Source organism: Bradyrhizobium sp. USDA 4354, assembly GCF_054060315.1.
The window spans coordinates 3,290,328-3,306,250 of the sequence record NZ_JBSSDC010000001.1 but is presented as its reverse complement, the minus strand read 5'-3'; the positions used below and the strand labels follow the sequence as shown (position 1 = coordinate 3,306,250).

The window sequence follows — 15,923 nt, the reverse complement described above, 5'->3', positions numbered from 1 at the left end:
CCCCGAATAATGTGTCACGCCCGATTTTCCGAGGCGCTTTCCCGAATCTGCTCGAGGTGGACATTGCGCCAAACGCGCTCCTGCAGCAGGTTGTCCATTAGTTCCATCGCGCTATGGACAAGGATCCAAGGGAGAAGTGGCCCATCCGGCACGATATTACCGACATCTCTGCGGTCAGATTGATCATCGAACCCAATTTCGACTGCACCACTCCTGACCAGCCCAGTCGCACGTTAGGCTCTTTAGTTCGCTTGCTCGGTAGCGAGTCCCCCAGACTTGCGAGCCGCCGCAGGTGATGATCGGCGTCACCGAACAGTGTGTAGTGACCGATGCTGTACTCCATCGTCATTCCGATGCCACCGTGGAGCTGGATCGACTGATGCCCGATCGCCTTCGCCGATCGGCCGATCTGGATCTTTGTCGCCGAGATAGCGCGCTCGCGCTCGATCGTGTCCGCTCCGCCTGCTATCATTGCGGCATAGATGGCCATCGAGCGGGACTGCTCCAATTCGACAAACATGTCGACCGCTCGATGCTGAAGCACCTGGAAGGTGCCAATTTTCCTACCAAACTGCTCCCGCGTCTTGAAATAGCCGAGAGTGATGGCCTGCATTCTGGCAAAGGAGCCGACGGCTTCAGCGCAGAGCGCTGCTACCGCCTCGTCCGCCACTCGCGAAATCACTGGGAATGTCGTTGCCGGGTCACCAATGACATTGGCGGGCTCAACGTGCACGTTCTCGAGGGTGATCTCGGCCGCGCGCAGACCATCCTGTGTTGGATAACCGCGGCGTGTAAGGCCCGGCGCATCTGCGTTGACGAGGAAGAGGCCGATCCCACCTTTCTCCCGCGTGCCTCCGGCCGTTCGCGCCGATACGATAGTCTTGTCGACTGAGTCGCCGTGGAGGACGAGACTCTTGGCGCCGTTGAGCATCCATCCATCGCCGCGCGCCTTTGCCTGCGTCTCAACGTCGAAAAGGTCGTAGCGCGACTGCGGCTCGGCATAGGCGAAGGCAACTTTTACCAGCCCTTCCGCGATCGCAGGGATTATCTCCGCCTTCTGCGCCTCGCTCGCCCCGTGGCGGGGGATGCCGCCCGCAAGTACCACCGTCGCGAAATAAGGATCGAGGATCAGCGCCCCGCCGAACGTCTCCATAACGATCACGGTTTCGACCGCACTGCCGCCGAAACCGCCATATTCCTGATCGAAGGGCAGCCCAAGAAGCCCTAGCTCAGCATAGCGTGACCACATTGCCTCGCTATATGCCCGCTCCTCCGTCTGATACGTGCGGCGGTCGTCGAAGCCGTATCTGTCGAGCACCAGCCGCTCGACGCTATCGTTGAGGAGCCGCTGCTCCTCGGAGAGATCAAAGCCCAACGTGATATTCTCCTGAGCTGGGGCCGCGCCAATGGCCCTCAAAAGATTGTCGACGAGCCCCGCCGCACCTTACGGAATCGACCAGAGAAGCGGTCAGAGACCGAGGATCGCCTTGGCGATTATGTTCTTCTGAATTTCGTTGGAACCCCCGTAGATTGAGACCTTGCGAACGTTGAAGTAGGCGGGCGCAATTGTCGCGGCCCAGATCGTATCCGATCGGCACCGCGTTATGACTCTCGGGATCGCCCGTGTATAAAGCGGGCAACCCGTAAGGACCGACCGTGTCGAGCAGAAGCTCCGCGGTGGCCTGCTGGATTTCTGAGCCCTTGATTTTGAGGATGGCGCTCGCTGGATCTTGGGTGCCCTTCTTTCGCTTCGATCGACTGGCGACGACAGGAAGCTGTGTGATCTCCAATGCCTTCAGTTGGATTTCAACTGCAGCGATCTTCTGGTTGAAGGCAGCCTGATCGATCAGCCGCCCATCGCCAATCTGAATTCGCGGCGGCAAGGTCCTTGATACGCCGGATGCGCTGCTTTGAAGCGCCAACGCCCACGATATTGACTCGCTCGTTACCGAGGAGGAACTTTGCGTAATCCCACCCCTTGTTCTCTTCACCGACGAGATTCTCAACCGGAACACGGACCCTGTCAAAATAGACTTCGTTGACCTCGTGACCGCCATCGATCAACTGTATTGGACGCACACTCACGCCGGGCGTCTTCATGTTAATCAAGAAGAAGGAGATACCCTGCTGTTTCTTCACATCGGGATTTGTCCTGACTAGGCAGAATATCCAATCGGCGTATTGCGCCAGCGTAGTCCAGGTCTTCTCGCCTTTCACGATGTAGTGGTCGACGCGCCGTACGCGCGTTTTGAGTGAGGCAAGATCAGAGCCCGCGCCGAGCTCAGAAACGCCTTGGCACCACCAGTCATCGGCGTTGGCGATACGCGGCAGATAGTATTTTTTCTGCGCCTCATTACCGATAGTGTAGATCACCGGACCAACCAAGGATGTACCGAAGTCGGGTAACCCCCGCGCCGGATACATCTGGATTACTTCGTTGAAGATGTAATGCTGCACAGGAGTCCATCCTGTTCCACCATATTCCTCTGGCCAATCGGGAACGCTCCAACCCTTCTTATTTGGGATACGCACGCAGGCGACCATCTCGCTCCTGGATAAATCTCGATTCTCGATCAGCTTGCGAGGCATCTCCGGCGGCACGTGATCGTGTAAGAACTGACGCACCGCTTGGCGAAATGCCTGTTCTTCGTCAGTAAACGAGAGTTCCTTTGGTTTCCTGGCAGCGACTTGAGTCGCACATGACGCAGAACTAGGTTGTTGCGCGTATTCGCTACGTTTCATCGTATGGCAGAAGCCGGCACAAGAAATGGCGAAAATCGTTTTAGACTCGAAGAAATACTGCAGAATGAGAGCGCTTCCTACCAATTGAGCGCGAGCCGTCCGTCGGCTCACCTGTGTCCACTAACGGGCCATTGTTCGGAGGAGGCGTCGCATGGCAGCGCACCGCTGTTTGCCGCTAACGCGCCAGCTTCAGCCTCGGCGCAACGCCCAGACGTTTAGAAAATGCCAGGCTGCCTGGATTCATCCGTCACTGCCTTGGCAGGTGAAGCGGTGATAATGAGAGCATGGCCAAACCGCGACGCATAGGGCGCGAACACTCCGATCCGAATGATCTTTGTCCTCCAAACTGGTGTATTGGTGGGCAATGCCGTAAGAGCTTTGTCCTGTCTCAAAATGCCGATTTCTCCGATGACCAGAATCGAGCCCTTCTCGCCATGCATTTTAAGCGCGTACTCACGGACGATGTTGCGCGTCGCGTCGGCGACCGGCGGAAACTGGTGCACTCGTCTACGGCTTGGGAATCGTGGGATGTCCCGGAGCAGGTGCTCTCATATCTCCACGATGTACGGCTTGCATTTGATCCTCATTTCCAGTCACACGTCATCTAGAGCGATCGGCGCCGGGAAATACACTCGCCACGCAGCTGAGTGTGGCGCACCTTGCGGACTTCGTCGCGCAAGGCTGGTTGACGAACGCCATCGTGCTTATGTAGGGCTAGCCCGCTCGGCCAAATGCGCCAGCAGCCCTTAACAGTCAGGGCGCGGCGAGGGGTTATTGGGCGGCAAGCCGATCACGGCGTCGCTCAACCGCAATCGGCAAACTTTTTTGATGGAAGGCGCGGTGTCAGCGGGCTCTAAAGCATCAAAGGCCGAGGACCGTCTTGGCGATGATGTTCTTCTGAATTTCGTTGGAGCCCGAATAGATCGATGCCGCTCGGCTACCGAAATAGGCGGGCGTGACACGTGGGGCCCAGTCAGCGCCAATCGGAGGCTCGTTGCCACTCTCGAGCTTCTCTTCCGTCAGATAGGGAAGCGCATGGGGTCCCGGCCACATCCATTAGCAGTTCTGCCGTCGCCTACTCGATTTCCGAGCCTCTGAGCTTAAGGATAGAGCTTGCAGGGTCCTGCGTAACCTTCTTCTTCGATGCGTTGGCGACTACGCGAAGCTGCGTCAGTTCGAACGCCTTTAGTTGGACTTCGACTGCGGCGACCTTCTCGCGGAACGTCTCCTGGTCGATTAGTCTCTCATCACCAACCCAAGACTGCGCGGCAAGTCTCTTGGCGAGCCGAATACGCTCCTCGGAAATGGCCACGCCGGCGTCGGCGAAGCGTTCATTGCCGAGAAGATACCCTGCTGTTTCTGACACCGGGATTCGTCCTGACCAAGCAAAAGATCCAGTCTGCATCTTGCGCCCACGTGATCCAGATCTTCTGGCCATTGACAACATAGTGGTCGCCATTACGCGCGGCTCGCGTTCTGAGTGAAGCGAGATCGGAGCCCGCACCTGGCTCAGAGAATCCCTGGCACCACCAATCCTCAGCGTTGGCGATACGCGGCAAATACTATTTCTTTGCCTTATCGCCAAAGGTATAGATGACTGGGCCGACCAGAGACTCGCCGTATCCGCACTTGAACCGTGCGGGAAGCGCTCGTACCTCTTCCGCGAAAATGTACTGTTGCAGCGAGGTCCACCGCGCCCCTCCATATTCCTTGGGCCATGTTGGGACGCCATTCTTATTGGGAATACGCGCTCCCGCAGCCTTCTCGTCCTTTGAGAGTTGTCTGCCTTTCGGCCAATTTGCGCGGTATCTCCGGCAACATGTTATCACGCAAAAACAGCCGCATTTCTTCGCGAAAGCGTCGCTCTTCTTCTGTGAATGCGAGATCCATTGGATTATCCCGTCGCTAATTCAGCTTTGGATAGTTGCGGCTATCGTTAGTGAGTTAGGAAGCACGGTCGAGAAGAGAGCGTTCCCACAGCGCGACTGTCTCACCCGCGCCGTAACGCTGCAAGCGCAGCCCTCCCAGAACGGCTACTAGACAGTCGTCGCGCTTCGCTTCAAGCTCTGACGTCGTGAGATTATCTGCTTTCACTTGCGCGTCCGATTGCTCGGCAAGCCTGTCCAGAAAGGTGTTAGTGAGCTCGGGTACGTTGGTGAACTTCGTCAGCGGCCACTTTAGCTGGGGCCTCCATTGCTCCATAAATCGACGCATACCAGCCGCTCCGCCGCCGCCCATCCTGAAGGCTCCGATGACCGCCCGGCGCAACCCAAAGGAATAACGAACAGCGTCATCGATTTCCTGCAAGCTGGCGACGTCGTCGTGCACCAGCCACAATGCCTCTCGCCACATGGCCTGCTGCAGCCGATTTGCAATGAACCCGTCCACCTCTTTGCGTACCACGAGTGGGTGCATACCCACGGCACGGTAGATGTCCGCCACCCGCGCCAACGCCTCGGGCACCGCACGCTGTCCGGCGCACAGTTCAACCAACGGCAGCAGGTAAACCGGGTCGAACGGGTGCGCGACGAGCAGGCGCTCAGGCTGGTCCATATCGGCCTGCAGCAAAGAGGGTCGAAATCCAGAGGTCGAGGAGCAGACCAGGGTATTAGGGGCAGTTGCTCGGCTAGCCGCTGCGAGCAGTTGCTGCTTCAATTCCAGACGCTCCGGCGCGGACTCTTGCACGAGATCTACGTCAGCCACCGCTTCCGCAATTGACTCCACCACCGTCAGCGCCCCTTCAGTAGGGAGCGGGACCTGCGTCAGCTGCTGATATAACCGCCGCGCGTTGACCAGAATCGCCTGCACTCGATCGACCGCACGAGGTGCCGGATCATACAGCTGCACATCAACTCCATTCAGGACAAATCGTGCGGCCCAGCCGCCCCGATCGTCCCGCCTCCCAATAACGCGACCCGCCGCGGTAGATACTCGGGCAGGAACTTCGGATGATCTGGCATCGACATTGTACTCCGTACTCCCAGGCATGATGCTTATCGCAAAGCTCATCAGGAGTCCGGACTGGGACCGCGATCCTGGCGAGAGTTCCAACTGCACCTTTAATCAGTTCATCGTCGGTTGCTGCTTGGGAACCTTGTCGAAATGGTCGGCGGCGCTGCGCCTATAGTCACACAGGCAATGAACACGGAAAGCGATTCTCACCTTTGCCGGCACGTCGGCGCTACGTTTGATCTCGAAAGTAATACCGGGTCTGCGGAGGTTGAATTGACCAATATGGACGCTTGCAAGCAGCAATCCTGCGCCGCGTCGCCACAAGTCAAAGCATCTCCTCGCATTCGGAGATGAGGTGAGCCCCGCAAAACTGGCGCTTAGGATGGGGCCCCAAAACGGCCATTGGAATCGCGAACGCGATCCCGGTAGTTTGGATCACAACGCGGCCTCGGCGCCACAGATCGAGTTGGTCGACCCGCGAGTGCTTATCCTCCGGTTCGCAACGGGGCTACCGCTGCCCCGAATGCGTCCATCATCGATACGCACAGACCCTGGACCCACGAATTCCTGTGATCTTGATCATGCGTTAGCGAGATGATCATCGCGTCGGTAGTGCAGTTCGTCCCTCTATCTGGCGTTCTGCTGTGTGAAAGCTTCACCTATTCAGCGGAGATGCAGAATTTCGTCTATACGAGGCATCACATCGGGGGAATGCGGCTCACCGGGCTGTTAACATCTCAGGTGACTACGGTTCAGTGGACCGGCTGCGCTGATCCTCATTTGATGGAGCATCATGTCCCAAATCCTCCTTTTGGCGATGCAGCAATTCGTTGGTCGCCTCAACCTCTCATACTGCGAATGACTTCTCCGATGACAGACCTCTCACCTGCGATTCCAACAATAGAGCAGCATCACATCGACGGCCGGCGCTATCCGCACGGGGTTGCTTTCATGGACGGGCAATACCTTCCGATGTCCGAAGCCAAGATCTCCGTGCTCGATTGGGGTTTCCTGCACTCCGACGCCACCTACGACACAGTGCACGTCTGGGATGGTCGGTTTTTTCGGTTGAATTTGCACCTCGACCGCTTTTTGGCAGGCGTTGAACGCCTTCGAATGAAGCTGCCTTACGACCGCGAGAAACTCACGTCGATCCTCAAGCAGTGTGTCGCCTTGTCGGGCCATAAATCGGCTTACGTCGAGATGGTCTGCACCCGCGGCTCATCGCCGACATTTAGCCGCGATCCCCGCCAAGCAGAGAACCGCTTCATCGCGTTTGCTGTGCCTTATGGTTCCGTTGCCAACAAGGAACAATTGGAAAGAGGCTTGCACATCGCGATCAGCCAGACCGTCCGTATCCCGCCTAACTCAGTCGACCCTATGATCAAGAACTATCATTGGCTCGATCTCGTGATGGGCCTTTTCGACGCCTACGATAAAGGCGCAGAGACGGCACTGATCCTGGATACGAACGGACATATCGCAGAAGGACCAGGCTTTAATGTGTTCCTTGTAAAGGATGGATCGTTGAGGACGCCGGCTTTTGGGGTGTTGCCGGGCATCACACGTCGGACCGTGTTCGATCTCTGTGCTGAGATTGGGCTCGCCGCCACCGCTACCGACATCAGCCGTGACGACATCAAGAAGGCTGACGAGGTGTTCATCACCTCAACTGCCGGCGGCATTATGCCCGTGACGCGCATCGACGATACCACGATCTCTAAAGGCCAGGTCGGCTCCATCACCCGCCGGCTCATGGATCTCTACTGGCAAAAGCACGCTGATCACGCGTGGTCGACTGCCATCATTTATCCTTGATTTGGAAATGGACCATGCGTTCGCAACTTGGCCAGCGACTTCGTGACAATCTCAATGAGCTATCATCACGAAAACTCCTGAAAGTCGAGCAAGAGATCACCTCGCCCCAGTCGACGCATATACATTTGCGTGCACTTGGCGAGCGCGAACTCCTGAACATGTGCGCCAACAATTATCTCGGTCTGGCCAATCATCCAGCCTTAGTGCGAGCCGCGCATGAAGGTCTTGAACGGCATGGTTTTGGAATGTCGTCCGTGCGATTCATTTGTGGGACGCACTCAGTTCATCGAGCGCTTGAAAACCGGCTTTCCAGCTACCTTCGGACGGAAGACACGATCCTATTCGGCTCGTGCTTCGACGCGAACGCCGGACTATTTGAGGCCCTGCTCGACGTTGACGATGCGATAATCAGCGACAGCCTGAATCATGCAAGCATCATAGATGGCATTCGGCTCTGCAAAGCAAAGCGCTTTCGCTATACCAACAATGATATGAGCGAACTAGAGCGGGCTCTACGCGACGCAAGTCACTGCCGAGCAGTGCTCGTCGTGACCGATGGCGTGTTTTCCATGGATGGCACCCCCGCGAATCTTCCTGGGATCTGCGAGCTAGCGAAACGTTACGGCGCCTTGGTCATGGTCGATGACTCTCACGCCGTGGGATTTATCGGCCCACAAGGGCGTGGAACACCAGCGCGGTACGGGCTGGAAGATCAGATTGATATTCTTACCGGCACGCTCGGCAAAGCACTTGGCGGCGCATCTGGAGGGTACGTCTCAGGCCGTGGTGAACTCATTTCCTGGTTGCGACAGCGCGCACGCCCATACCTCTTTTCGAACTCACTAATGCCGGCCATCTGTGAGGCCTCATTGGCTGCGATCGATTTGGCGGAACAAGCAGACGACCTCAGGCAAAATCTCTCAGCTCGTACCGGTCAGCTACGTCAAGGATTGAGCGATCTTGGATTTCCGATTTTTGGCAACGACCACCCAATTGTGCCCGTGATGACCGGAGATGCAGCTGTCGCGGTTCAGATTGCTGAGTTTTTGCGCGCGCACGACATTCTCGTGGTTCCGTTCTCATATCCTGTGGTACCGGAAGGTACTGCGCGGATTCGCATGCAGGTAAGTGCCTCTCACAGCGCGAACGACATTGAGAGAGTGATTTCTGCGTTCCGTTCAGCAAAGTCGGAGGTCAACTAACTATCTGCACGCTCCTTGCGAAGATCTCAAAGGATCAGTGTTCGTGAGATCAACCGTATCCGTCCGGTGAAGCTTTCAATTCCCCACATTTCCAGCCGTTGCGATTTCGGCGCCAAGTTCGATATCTGTGAGTCTTGAGAGGCCGCGCCAGATGACAACATTTCCAGGCGGCGGATCGCTTGCCCTGGCCAGGTAGCCACCCAATCGTGCAAGCTTGGTGAGATAAAATGCAAGGGTTCCATGGCGACATCGTCGATGGCTGGCGCCGCTGATGAGTCGATCGAGCAATGCGATCTCGGTATTCGTCAATGCGAGTTTCGGCGGCGCGTCCGGGGCGATGCGATTGAGAATGGTAAGCCAGAGGACGCGCCAGCTGAGAATGCAGAAGACCGCCATTAGATTGGCAAGTCGCTCCGCGGTCCGGAGTTTTGAGTCTTCCGCCTTGCAGCCCGATTTCAGGATCTTGTGGAATACCTCGATCTTCCACCGCATGGCGTACCAGTTGATCTTCTCGATTGCTTCGGAGCGACTGCGGACGGCTAGGTCCGTGATGAGCTTCCACTCAATTGGTTTACGGCCCTTTGGCGTACCGCGCTCGGTGGCATGGATTATCGTCAGGTCGAGGGCCGGATAGCGTTTCTGCTTCCCGATGGGAGGTAAGACCACGATCCGCTTGAACTTGATTTCCAGCGCGGCCTTCGTCGCCTCTCCCTTGTCGTTGCGCACGTCGATGTAATGCAAGCCTTTGACGCTGGTCTCTTCCATCTCGGTTGCGATCGTATGACCGCCATCGCCTGCCAGCCGATCGACACAGGCGCGGACAAGGAAGTGGGCGCCAAGTTCTTGCGTCAGGCAATATAATTCGTAGATGTCGCTTTCGCGGTCGCCGATATGAATGCAACGCGCCGGCTGTCCGAGCCGCTCGATCGACTGCCTGAGATTGTCGAGCCAGCGAACGCTTTCCTTCTTCTCAATCGGAACGCGGGTCGGGTTGATCTTCTTCTTGAGCTGCGCCGTGCCTTTGAACTTCTTCCGTGTCCAGAACTTCACCGCCGCCAATCCCAGCGGTAGGCCCTCGACAGTCACGGCGAGACTGGAATGGATCAGCATTCCGCAGACCGTGTGATGGCGCCAACGGCCGTCCTTGTCCCGCCCGCTGTTGACGCTCTTTGTCAGGCCAATAGCGCTCGTGTTCGCGCGCTGGTAGGAGAATTCCGTAGTGTCCTGAATAAGGAGGATCGGGCCTCTACAATCATCGTAACGCGCGCGCGTGGCGGCGAAGTGACCGCTGAGGATGTCGGCTTCCTCCACGCGATCGTTGGCGAAGAAGCGGTAGGCCGCTTTCGTGTTCGCCCAGTCCTGGCACGCGAACGGTATGCTCCCGCCCATGCCGTCACCAATTTGCTTCAACAGCTCGCTAAATCGTTGACCGAGACGGGCATCCTTAAACGCTGTCTTGTCGATCTCGCGCTCCGTCCAATGTTCGACGGCACTTTCATCACCATCATCCGGGCCGGCCGACCAACGACACGTCGTTCCGCTTGAACACATCAAGGCACCTCGCCGTCGCGATTCAGGTGCCCGACAATGAATCACAAGCGATTCATCCGATTCAAGATTTTTCGATTAGGACTATCCCAATCGAATCAAGCAATTGTGGGTAATTGAAAGCCGGTGAAGGACGCCTTGCCGAATGAGGCGTTTTGTTGAGAACTGTCCTTATGGACAGTGATAGGCGCAGTGCCCAAGTCGAACGGCTTGAGGTGGTTGACACAGGCCGGCGGCGGCGTTGGTCCGAGGACGAGAAGCTCAAGATCGTCCTGGAGAGCTTACAGGCGCCGCGCCAAGTCGCAGCAACGGCGCGGCGGTATGGCGTTTCGCGGTCACTGCTGCTGCGATGGCGACGCTCGTTTCGGCCGGAGCCGAAGGATGCCGCCATCAGCCTGGCTTCGTACCGGCGGTGGTGGTCGCGGAATCGGGGGCGACGCCTTGTCCAGCCGCGCCGGCCAGCAGCGGCGGGGCGATCGAGATTGAGTTTGCGACCGGAGCTCGGATGCGGATCAGGGGTGCGGTCGACGCGGCGACGATAAAGGTCACCGTGGCGGCGCTGGCAGATGGACGCCTCCGGTGATCCCCATTGCGTCGGGCGTGCGGGTGTGGATTGCGACCGGCCACACCGATATGCGTCGCGGCATGAACTCGCTGGGCTTGCTGGTGCAGGAAGCCTTCAAGCGAGACCCGCACGGTGGCGACCTCTATGTGTTCCGTGGCAAAAGCGGCAACCTCATCAAGATCCCTTTGGCATGATGGGCTGGGCATGTCGCTCTATGCCAAGCGGCTGGAGCGCGGCCGCTTTCTCTGGCCGTCGTCAGCTGATGGCGTGGTGACGATCACCCCAGCCCAGCTTGGCTACCTGCTTGAGGGCATCGACTGGCGTATGCCGCAACATACTTGGCGACCGCAGGCGGCTGGCTGATCGCTGGGATTTGAATTGGCGTCAGGATCAGCGGTTCGGACAGAGATCGCGTCTTGTGATTCTCTGGTCGGCGATGCGCGCTGATGATTCTCTTCCCGACGATGTGACCACGCTGCAGGCGATGCTGCGCGCTGAGCGAGCGGCCCGGTTGGCCGCGGAGGCGGAAGCCCAGGCGAGGACATTGCTGATCGAGAAGCTCAAGCTCACGATCAAGAAGCTCCGGCACGAGCAGTTCGGACAGTCCTCCGAGCGAGGCGCATTGCTGGACCAGCTCGAACTACAGCTCGCCGACCTGGAGGAGAACGCGGCGCAAGCTGAGACGGCGGCGCAGTGGCAGCCGAGAAGATTGCGGTGCCATCGTTCGAGCGCCGCAATCCAGCCCGCCGGCCGCTGCCGGAGCATTTGCCGCGGGAGCGCATTGTCTATCCGGTGCCGGCCACCTGCCCATGCTGCGGCGACAGCCGATTGCGCAAGATTGGCGAGGACGTGACCGAGACGCTGGAGCTCGTTCCGCGCCAGTGGAAGGTGATCCAGCACGTGCGCGAGAAGCTCGTCTGCCGGGCCTGCGAAGCAATCACCCAGCCGCCGGCTCCCTCGCATCCGATTGCGCGCGGGCGCGCAGGGCCCAAGCTGCTGGCCCATGTCCTGTTCGCCAAGTACGGCCTGCACCTCCCGCTTCATCGTCAGAGCGACGTCTACCAGCGTGAAGGCACCGACCTCGACGTATCGACGCTCGCGGACTGGGTAGGTGCCGCCGCGGCAACCCTGGTGCCTCTGGTCGATGCGATCCGGAGCCACGTCTTCGCAGCCGAGCGCATCCACGCGGATGACACCACAGTGCTGGTCCTGGCCAAGGGCAAGACCCGGACCGGCCGGCTCTGGACTTACGTGCGCGACGACCGTCCGTTTGCTGGCCCAGATCCGCCGGCGGCCGTGTTCTTCTACTCGCCCGATCGTGGCGGTGCGCATCCGGAGCAGCATCTGGCGGGCTATGCCGGACTGATGCAGGCCGACGCCTACGCCGGCTTTGGCAGGCTCTACGAGGCCAATCGCAAGGGTGGCCCGATCATCGAGGCCGCGTGCTGGGCGCACGGCAGACGCAAGTTCTTTGATCTCGCGCGGCTCAGCAAGGCGCCGATCGCGGCCGAGGCGGTCAAGCGCATCGATGTTCTGTTCGCCATCGAGCGCGAGATCAACGGCTTTACTGCGCAGGAGCGTTTGCGTGTGCGCCAGGAGCGTAACCGCCCCCTGATCGTCGAGCTGGAGGCGTGGTTGCGCGCGCAGCGCGCCAAACTCTCCAGGAACAACGACACGACCAAAGCGATCAATTACTGCCTCAGCCGCTGGGACGCATTTACCCGCTTCCTTGATGACGGACGGCTTTGCATGTCGAACAATGCCGCAGAGCGCGAGCTTCGGGCTGTCGACGTGGGGCGAAGAAATTGGACCTTCGCCGGCTCCGACGAGGGCGGCCGGCGTGCGGCTGCCATCTACAGCCTCATCGCCACCGCCAAACTCAATGACATCGATCCGCAGGCTTGGCTTGCCGACGTGTTGGCGCGCCTACCGGATCACCCTGCCAAGCGCATTGACGAACTGCTGCCTTGGAATTGGCAGCCCCAACGCGTCGCTCACGCCGCTTAAGTGCGATCAGTCCACCAAAACGGCCCAGCCGGGGCCTTCGCCGGATGCGTACGATCAACCCGACGCCCTAGACTTAGATCACTCCGCTGACACGGCCCAAAATACGTCAAGGCGGAGCCGCATCTCAGCTATTCAGAAGTCGGCCCCTGTTACCTGTTTACGTGGTAGCGGTGTGTTCCTGAAAGCGTCGCTTGGGTGATCGGTAAGCGTCTGCCTCCGCTTCACCGGCTTTCAATTACCCACAAATTCTACTCCGGCCATAGCGCCGAGCGCGATGTCAGTGAGGCGTGACAGCCCGCGCCACATGACGGTATTGCCAGGCCGCGGATCGCTGGCGCGGGCGAGATAACCGCCGAGCCGGGCGATCTTGATCAGATAGTGCGAGAGCGTTTTTCTTGCTTTTGATTTGTCGTTGACGAGGCAATCGAGCACGCCGATTTCAGGCGCAGTCAACGCGAGGGTTGGCGGCGCGTCTGGGGCGGAACGGTTGAGCATCGTCATCCAGAAGACCCGCCAACTCAGGATGCAAAAGAGCGAGATCAGATTGGTCAAACGCTGGGCGGTCGTGCGCTTCGACTCGTCAGCTTTGCTGCCGATTCGAGGATCTTGTGGAACACCTCGATTTTCGATCTCAAAGCATACCATTCCAGCTTCTCAATGGCGTCGGTGCGGGAACCAACAGGCAGGTCGGTGATCAGCTTCCAATCGATCTTCTTTCTGTTTTTCGGCGTCCCGCGCTCTTCGTTATGGATCACCGTCAGGGTCAGAGCGGGATAGCGCTTCTGCTTTCCGATCGGCGGCAGGACGCGACTCTTGCGATACCTGAGTTCAAGAACGGCCTGGTCGGGATCGCCGTTACTATCTCTGACTTCGATGCGATGGAGCCCTTTGACGGCGACCTCGTCCATTTTGTCGGCGATCGTGTGATGCCCATCTCCAGCCAAGCGATCAACGCAAGTCCTGATCAGGAAATGAGTTCCGATCTCCTGTGCTGCGCAGAAAAGCTCGTAGATGTCATTCTCGCGATCACCAATATGGATGCATCGTCCCGGATGACCCAAGAGTTGCGTAGACTGCTTGAGATTTTCCAACCACCGGATGCCTTCCTTTTTTCGATGCGGGTCGGATTGATCTTCTTTTTAAGCGCTGCGGCCCCTTGAATTTCTTCCGGGTCCAGAACTTAACGGCCGCCAACCCCAGCGGCACCCCCTCGATTGTAACCGCGAGGCTCGAATGCATCAGGATGCCGCAAACCGTGTGCGATCTGAGGCGACCTGCCTTATCCCGTCCACTGTTTATGCTCTTGGTGATGCCGATCGCTTCTGACTTCTCGCGTTGATAGCTGAACTCGGCTGTATCGTGCAGCACAAGAACGAGACCTTCAGTGGCGGTGGCACAATCACGTGTCGATTGGAAATGGCCGGCCAGAATGTCCGCCTCGCTGACCCGGTCGTTAGAGAAGAAGCGGTAGGATGCCTTGGTACTCGCCCAATCCTGGCAGACGAGCGGAATGCTTTGTCCCATGGCGCTTCCAATCTGCGTGAGCAGTTTGCGGAATCTGCCGCCGAGCCGCGCGTCCCTAAACTCGCATCCACTACTCTCTCGATCAATCCAACATTCACCCTCCAACGTCCGAGTGGTCAAAGTTATGGGTAATTGAAAGCTTCACCGGACGAATACGTTCATCGAGCCGGTGCAACCGCATTTTTGGCAGTCGTGAACCTGACGTTCGCCTGGCGTGCAGCTGGCGACAAGCATTGAGTTCAAACCGAGCGATTTAGATAGCCAACGACGCCTCAACCAAGTTAACCCAATAGCCGATGCCATAAGGTAACGCTTCATCGTTGAAATCGTATGCCGGGTTATGCACACCGGCGGTCGGCCCGTTTCCAATGAAAATCATAGCTCCCGGCCGCGCCTCCAGCATGTAGGCAAAGTCCTCGGCCCCCATACGCGGTTTGATGTTCTCGTCCACAGAAGCGGCCCCGACTAGACTGCGTGCCGCCCTGATCGCCAGATTGGTCTCCTCGGTGTGGTTGAAGGTCACCGGAACCGATCGACGGTATTTGAACTCGATATCCGCGCCAAATCCGCGCGCGATGCCCTGGGCTGCCGTCATGATCTGGCGTTCGGCAAAGTCTCGCAGCTCCGGAACATGAGTTCTGACGGTGCCGGCCATTTCGACGTGATCGGCAATGACGTTGTAGGCGTTGGCGGCATTCAACTTGGTCACTGAGATGACGAGCGAGTTGATCGGATTCGTGTTGCGCGAGACCAGAGTTTGCAAGCCGACGATGATCTGTGCCGCAATCACGACTGGATCGATAGTTTCATGTGGCTTGGCCGCATGGCCACCTCTCCCCTTAACGACAATGTCGAAATCGTCCTGCGAGGCCATGATCGGTCCATCGCAAATGCTGAACTTGCCTATCTCGGTGCCCGGAGCGTTGTGCATCCCAAAGACTTTGGAGATGCTGAAACGGTCCATGATTCCTTCCTGGACCATTTTTAGGCCGCCGGAGGGAAGCTCCACTTCTTCTGCCGGCTGAAAAATCAACGCGACGCAGCCTTTGAAATTGCGCGTTTTGGCAAGATATTTCGCAGCGCCCAACAACATGGCCGTATGACCATCATGCCCGCATGCGTGCATTTTGCCCGGCACTTTCGAGGACCACGGCCTGTTTGAGGCCTCAAGGATCGGCAGCGCATCCATGTCGGCCCTCAACCCAATGGTGGGACCGTCTCCACCCTTCCCTTGAATCAATGCGACGATGCCAGTTTCAGCTATCCCCGTTTCGATGTGATTGATACCGAACGAGGCGAGCTTCTCGGCGACGAACCTCGCCGTATTGTGTACCTGAAAGTCGAGCTCGGGATTTTCGTGAAGATAGCGACGCCACGCGGTTACCTCTCCCTGCAAATCACGAAACTGATCAACACTATGCATGTCAGACCTTAAAATCCGAATCAATTACGATACAGCACCGCTCGAGCGTGCGGCGGAGTCTCGGTGCGCACGCGTGAAGCGGCCCCGCGCAATTTTTACTGCAGTCGCTCGCATTCTGACTTTTTTTGCAATGGAGTACGCT

General features: G+C 58.1%; 15 protein-coding genes and 2 pseudogenes. 6 read left to right on the top strand and 11 right to left on the bottom strand.

What is annotated here, in order from left to right:
• Positions 1-97: 97 nt before the first annotated feature.
• From ACVIIV_RS15350 to ACVIIV_RS15325, 6 genes and pseudogenes are all read right to left on the bottom strand, one after another.
• Positions 98-1,375: an acyl-CoA dehydrogenase family protein gene (locus ACVIIV_RS15350; RefSeq protein ID WP_456744929.1), complete on the bottom strand. Its 1,278-nt coding sequence runs from the start codon at positions 1,373-1,375 to the stop codon at positions 98-100.
• Between the two features lie 93 nt (positions 1,376-1,468).
• Positions 1,469-2,625, bottom strand: a pseudogene (locus ACVIIV_RS15345) (acyl-CoA dehydrogenase family protein).
• 332 nt (positions 2,626-2,957) lie between these two features.
• A complete protein-coding gene (locus tag ACVIIV_RS15340) occupies positions 2,958-3,245 on the bottom strand; it encodes a hypothetical protein (RefSeq protein ID WP_456744928.1) in 288 nt (95 codons plus the stop codon).
• A gap of 358 nt (positions 3,246-3,603) precedes the next feature.
• Positions 3,604-4,632: pseudogene (locus ACVIIV_RS15335) on the bottom strand (acyl-CoA dehydrogenase family protein).
• Between the two features lie 54 nt (positions 4,633-4,686).
• A complete protein-coding gene (locus tag ACVIIV_RS15330) occupies positions 4,687-5,589 on the bottom strand; it encodes a 3-hydroxyacyl-CoA dehydrogenase NAD-binding domain-containing protein (protein WP_456744927.1) in 903 nt (300 codons plus the stop codon).
• 216 nt (positions 5,590-5,805) lie between these two features.
• Positions 5,806-6,018: a hypothetical protein gene (locus ACVIIV_RS15325; protein ID WP_456744926.1), complete on the bottom strand. Its 213-nt coding sequence runs from the start codon at positions 6,016-6,018 to the stop codon at positions 5,806-5,808.
• A 546-nt stretch (positions 6,019-6,564) separates the two neighbouring features.
• Between ACVIIV_RS15325 and ACVIIV_RS15320 the strand changes: the two genes are divergently transcribed.
• Both ACVIIV_RS15320 and ACVIIV_RS15315 read left to right on the top strand, forming a co-directional pair.
• Positions 6,565-7,512 (top strand): aminotransferase class IV, encoded by a 948-nt coding sequence (locus ACVIIV_RS15320; RefSeq protein ID WP_456748735.1) that lies wholly within the window; start codon positions 6,565-6,567, stop codon positions 7,510-7,512.
• Between the two features lie 14 nt (positions 7,513-7,526).
• Positions 7,527-8,714: a glycine C-acetyltransferase gene (locus ACVIIV_RS15315; protein WP_456744925.1), complete on the top strand. Its 1,188-nt coding sequence runs from the start codon at positions 7,527-7,529 to the stop codon at positions 8,712-8,714.
• A gap of 75 nt (positions 8,715-8,789) precedes the next feature.
• Here the strand turns inward: ACVIIV_RS15315 and ACVIIV_RS15310 are convergent, their stop codons facing one another.
• Positions 8,790-10,265 (bottom strand): IS4 family transposase, encoded by a 1,476-nt coding sequence (locus tag ACVIIV_RS15310; RefSeq protein WP_456744924.1) that lies wholly within the window; start codon positions 10,263-10,265, stop codon positions 8,790-8,792.
• Between the two features lie 170 nt (positions 10,266-10,435).
• Between ACVIIV_RS15310 and ACVIIV_RS15305 the strand changes: the two genes are divergently transcribed.
• The 4 genes from ACVIIV_RS15305 to tnpC all read left to right on the top strand — a co-directional run bounded on the left by ACVIIV_RS15305 (position 10,436) and on the right by tnpC (position 12,834).
• Complete coding sequence (locus tag ACVIIV_RS15305; RefSeq protein ID WP_456744923.1) at positions 10,436-10,804, top strand: transposase; 369 nt, start codon at positions 10,436-10,438, stop codon at positions 10,802-10,804.
• A gap of 37 nt (positions 10,805-10,841) precedes the next feature.
• Positions 10,842-11,021 carry an IS66 family insertion sequence element accessory protein TnpB gene (gene tnpB / locus ACVIIV_RS15300; RefSeq protein ID WP_456744922.1) on the top strand — a complete coding sequence of 60 codons (180 nt, stop codon included), beginning with the start codon at positions 10,842-10,844 and terminating at the stop codon, positions 11,019-11,021.
• Between the two features lie 10 nt (positions 11,022-11,031).
• Complete coding sequence (gene tnpB / locus ACVIIV_RS15295; protein WP_208068039.1) at positions 11,032-11,190, top strand: IS66 family insertion sequence element accessory protein TnpB; 159 nt, start codon at positions 11,032-11,034, stop codon at positions 11,188-11,190.
• Positions 11,191-11,263: 73 nt separating this feature from the next.
• A protein-coding gene (tnpC, locus tag ACVIIV_RS15290) for an IS66 family transposase (protein WP_456748734.1) occupies positions 11,264-12,834 on the top strand; the annotation gives its coding sequence in 2 pieces (ribosomal slippage) (positions 11,264-11,522 and positions 11,522-12,834; 1,572 coding nt in all).
• A gap of 231 nt (positions 12,835-13,065) precedes the next feature.
• Here the strand turns inward: tnpC and ACVIIV_RS15285 are convergent.
• The 4 genes from ACVIIV_RS15285 to ACVIIV_RS15270 form a co-directional block, all read right to left on the bottom strand.
• Positions 13,066-13,386, bottom strand: a complete 321-nt coding sequence (locus ACVIIV_RS15285; protein WP_456744921.1) for an IS4 family transposase — start codon at positions 13,384-13,386, stop codon at positions 13,066-13,068.
• The gene (locus ACVIIV_RS15280; protein WP_456748930.1) at positions 13,383-13,925 is read right to left on the bottom strand and encodes a hypothetical protein; all 543 of its coding nucleotides are present in this window, start codon (positions 13,923-13,925) and stop codon (positions 13,383-13,385) included. Before ACVIIV_RS15280 ends, ACVIIV_RS15285 begins: the two co-directional genes overlap by 4 nt.
• Positions 13,861-14,463, bottom strand: a complete 603-nt coding sequence (locus ACVIIV_RS15275; protein WP_456744920.1) for an IS4/Tn5 family transposase DNA-binding protein — start codon at positions 14,461-14,463, stop codon at positions 13,861-13,863. Before ACVIIV_RS15275 ends, ACVIIV_RS15280 begins: the two co-directional genes overlap by 65 nt.
• Positions 14,464-14,611: 148 nt before the next feature.
• Positions 14,612-15,781, bottom strand: a complete 1,170-nt coding sequence (locus ACVIIV_RS15270) for a M20 aminoacylase family protein (protein WP_456744919.1) — start codon at positions 15,779-15,781, stop codon at positions 14,612-14,614.
• Positions 15,782-15,923: the final 142 nt, after the last annotated feature.